3 protein-coding genes and 1 pseudogene are annotated in these 4,143 nt (G+C 46.9%); 3 read left to right on the top strand and 1 reads right to left on the bottom strand.

Features of this window, described 5'->3' with window-relative positions:
- Nucleotides 1–65: 65 nt before the first annotated feature.
- The gene (gene msuE, locus B4H32_RS01360; RefSeq protein WP_286799393.1) at nucleotides 66–806 is read left to right on the top strand and encodes an FMN reductase; all 741 of its coding nucleotides are present in this window, start codon (nucleotides 66–68) and stop codon (nucleotides 804–806) included.
- A gap of 186 nt (nucleotides 807–992) precedes the next feature.
- Here the strand turns inward: msuE and acs are convergent, their stop codons facing one another.
- On the bottom strand, nucleotides 993–2,936 hold the full coding sequence (gene acs / locus B4H32_RS01355) for an acetate--CoA ligase (protein WP_286799391.1): 1,944 nt from the start codon (nucleotides 2,934–2,936) through the stop codon (nucleotides 993–995).
- Between the two features lie 274 nt (nucleotides 2,937–3,210).
- Between acs and B4H32_RS01350 the strand changes: the two genes are divergently transcribed.
- Nucleotides 3,211–3,780 carry a DUF805 domain-containing protein gene (locus B4H32_RS01350; protein WP_286799389.1) on the top strand — a complete coding sequence of 190 codons (570 nt, stop codon included), beginning with the start codon at nucleotides 3,211–3,213 and terminating at the stop codon, nucleotides 3,778–3,780.
- Between the two features lie 114 nt (nucleotides 3,781–3,894).
- Nucleotides 3,895–4,143 (top strand): annotated as a pseudogene (locus tag B4H32_RS01345) (mechanosensitive ion channel family protein); the annotation flags it as partial.

Genomic DNA, 4,143 nt, shown 5'->3' with positions numbered 1-4,143 from the left:
TTTTACAGCCAGCATATTCAGGCAGATAAATAGGGGAAATTCAGGAAAACTGCCCAGGCCCAACCATGCCAAATCACCAGACAATCGCCACTCCCCTCAACATTGTTGCCGTTTCAGGCGGGCTAAATAGTCCCTCTAAAACTGAAAGTTTATTTCAGGCCATCCTTGATGAACTTTCAGAAGCAATCAGCATTAAGGTGCATTTCATTAAACTCAGTGAAATTGGTCCTTTATTGGGTGGCGCCATTTACCGTAACCAACTACCACAGCGTGTACAGGATGACCTTGCCGCAGTTGAGGCGGCAGATGCCCTGATTGTGGGCACACCCGTTTACCGTGCATCATTCACTGGTTTATTTAAACACTTCTTCGACTTTGTTGAACAGACTGCTTTAGTCGATGTTCCTGTATTGCTGGCGGCTTCAGGTGGTAGTGATCGGCATGCACTGGTGCTGGAGCATCAGCTACGTCCGCTATTTAGCTTTTTTCAGGCACAGACCCTACCGATAGGCGTATATGCCACCGATCGGGACTTTACACCTGAATACACGGTAAAAAGTGAGCAACTGTCAGACCGTGTGACCCTGGCTGTAGCGCGTGCCTTACCAATTCTGGAGTGGGCACCTGCCAAGGGTCAGCGTGCGGCGGCAACTAGGGCAAAAACCGAACAGGCCAACCAGAATCTCAGCATTAACAAACAGATTGAACAGGCGGATGTACTCCCCTCAGCGGCAGTACCTGATCTGGATGCGGCAGAATCCCGCCTCCATCCAAAACCACAAAAAAATCTAAACCACGTTGCATAAAGAAATAATTCGTTTTTAGACTTGATAAGAAGAAAAATAAAGTAATGGCAAGTATTATTGCCCCAGGACTCGGCTTGGGGCTTTTTATTTTCGGCAGGTTTCAATTTTCCTGACTGACCATTAAATGCTGCTCATAAAAAAGAGCGTTCACTTGAACGCTCTTGTCTTTTATTATTTGGATAAGGCTTATCTGTCTGGATAAACCGTTGCAATGAGGGCATCCACCACCGCTGGTTCAGCCAGGGTTGAGGTATCACCCAGTGTATCTAGTTCATTGGCGGCGATCTTTCTCAGGATACGGCGCATAATCTTGCCTGAACGGGTTTTTGGCAAGGCAGGTGCCCAGTGCAAGGCATCAGGCGTTGCCACTGGTCCAAGTACCTTACGCACCCAGTTGACCAGCTCCTTACGCAATTCCTCTGATTCAGCGACATCAGCCTGTAAGGTGACAAAAGTACAGATTCCCTGTCCCTTGATGTCATGCGGCATTCCGACTACCGCAGCTTCGGCAACCGCCTCATGTGCAACCAGGGCACTTTCAATTTCTGCTGTACCTAAACGGTGACCTGAAACGTTGAGGACATCATCCACACGGCCCGTAATCCAGTAGTAGCCATCTTCATCACGGCGCGCACCATCGCCAGTGAAATAACAGCCTTTAAAGGTGGAGAAATAGGCTTCAATAAAGCGTTCTGGATCGCCCCAGATGGTCCGCATCTGACCTGGCCATGAGTCTTTAATCACCAGATTGCCCTCAGTCGCTCCCTCCAGCTCATTGCCCTCACCATCAACAAGGGCAGGCTGCACCCCAAAGAATGGACGGGTCGCAGAACCTGGTTTCAATGCGGTTGCACCTGGCAGTGGTGAGATCAGGATTCCACCTGTTTCAGTCTGCCACCATGTGTCCACAATCGGGCAACGGCTTTCACCAACGACTTCATAGTACCAGTTCCACGCTTCTGGGTTGATTGGCTCACCCACTGAACCCAGCAAACGTAAACTACTGCGGTCACTTTCACGCACATAGGCATCACCCTCGCGCATCATGGCGCGAATGGCGGTTGGTGCGGTATAGAGGATGGTGACATTGTGCTTGTCAATCACATGGCCGATACGCGCCCATGTTGGATACTGTGGAATCCCCTCAAACATCACCGTTGTGGTGGCATTGCTGAGTGGACCATACAACAGGTAGCTATGCCCTGTAATCCAGCCCACATCTGCGGTACACCAGTACACGTCATCCTCTTTAAGGTCAAACACTTCCCTAAAGGTGGTGTTGACGTAAACCAGATAGCCACCCGTGGTATGCAGCACCCCTTTTGGCTTGCCTGTTGAACCAGAGGTGTAAAGGATGAAAAGTGGGTCTTCCGCTTTCATCGGCTCGGGCGGACAGTGCTCATCCACTTCCATAATGGCAAGGTGATACCAGATGTCAAGCGCCTCATTAAACTGAATCGGGTTGCCTGTACGGTGCACCACAATTACGTTCTCTACACTGTCTGTTCCCTGAATATCCAGGGCGGCATCAACATTTTCTTTCAATGGGATCAGCTTGCCACCACGCATTCCCGCATCGGCGGTAATCACCAGTTTGGCCTGACTGTCCTCAATACGGCTTGCCAATGAATCGGGTGAGAAACCACCGAACACCACGCAGTGCACCGCACCAATGCGGGCACATGCCAGCATGGCAATCGCAGCTTCAGGCACCATTGGCATGTACAGCACCACTCTGTCGCCTTTTCGAATTCCTTGTTTCTTCAACACATTGGCAAAACGGCACACCTCATCATGCAACTCGGCAAAGGAGATGATTTTATGGCGTGATGGATGGTCACCTTCCCAGATAATGGCAGGTTTTAATGGATTATCCTTGAGATGACGGTCCAGGCAGTTTGCGGAGACATTCAGCTCACCATCGGCGAACCATTCAATCCTGAAGTCATCCTGACTAAAACTGGTATTCTTGACCTGGGTAAAGGGCTTAATCCAGTCAATCTTTTGCGCTTCTTCCACCCAAAATACTTCAGGTTGCTCAATGGAATGCTGGTAACGTTTGAAATAGTCTGCTTCTGAGATTCTTGCCGTTTCTTTGAATTTATCAGGCACTGGGTAGATGTCTTTCATAGCTTACTTCCTTGGTTTTTTATTTCATACCCTAGATGGTCATATCTATTCTTCTGGTATGTTTTGTTCTCTCTTGCAGTATGGACAACATTTACAAGACTAAACAATGCGGCTTTGGTCGTAGGAATGTTACGCTCAGTTTATTTTCAAAAATTTACTCAAAATAATTTAAATTTGAACTGCTTGTCTATGTTTTTTGTTTTTAAAATAAGTGATTATTTTGATCATTGGCCATACCTTAAAAGATTTAATAAACAAAAAATAGGAAAATATGATGTTGAATCCTCCCCTCTCCTCCCAGACACAGCCTATCAATGACCATCCCTTATCCGCCAAGGGGCGGTTTAACCGACTCAGCTATCTGGGCTGGTATGGTTTCCTGAGTATCAGTTGGACGGTTCTTTTCATTCTTATTATCACAATTTCGGCGAGTCTAAGTGTAAATAATGTACAGATTCATGAACCGATCTTATCTGCATTTTCAGGAATCGGAGGATTTGCGCTGATTGCACTCTGGTTTGCTGGCTTTTATTTTCAGATCGTTTTTTTGATCCGACGTTTACACGATCTGAATAAAACAGGTTGGCTGAGCCTGCTGCTGCTCGTCCCCCTTATCCAGTTGCTGTTTACATTCTATGTGTTACTTGCCCCAGGTACGCCCTATCGCAATGATTATGGCGATATCCGCCCATCCACCACATGGGAAAAGCTGCTGGCATGGATCGTGATCATCCTGAGTATCTTGATGCTACTGTTTATCTTCATGTTTTTCTATTATTTTGCCAGCCCAGACTTATGGGAGGGGCCAACACAGATGATCCAGAACACCACTGAATACTTTTAGGTTTCCAGAGCATAAGTGGGGTGAAACAACAACTGAACTTTACATGCATATTTGCGATAAATTTATTATGATTGCTTCCCACTCCATCCCACTTTGCGAAATAGAGATTTTTCTGTGGCAAATGAACAAACAACACTGACCAATGTCGCCAAGGACACAGGTGAACTGATCCAGAAAGCAGGTGCCAAAACCACGCAGACTGTATTGACTCATACTGAAAAATACCATGATGCCTATACCACGATTGATAAGATCATCGACAGTTTTTGGCAGCGGGTTCCCTATATCTGCATCGCGATTGCGGTGTTTATCATTTTTTGGCTGTTGACCAAGCTGTTTAAGTTCTTTATTCGCAAAACGCTG

The organism is Acinetobacter sp. UBA2063, from assembly GCF_002333245.1.
Taxonomy (GTDB): Bacteria; Pseudomonadota; Gammaproteobacteria; order Pseudomonadales; family Moraxellaceae; genus Acinetobacter; species Acinetobacter parvus.
The sequence above is the reverse complement of the archived record's forward strand: the minus strand, read 5'-3'. Positions and strand labels throughout refer to the sequence as shown.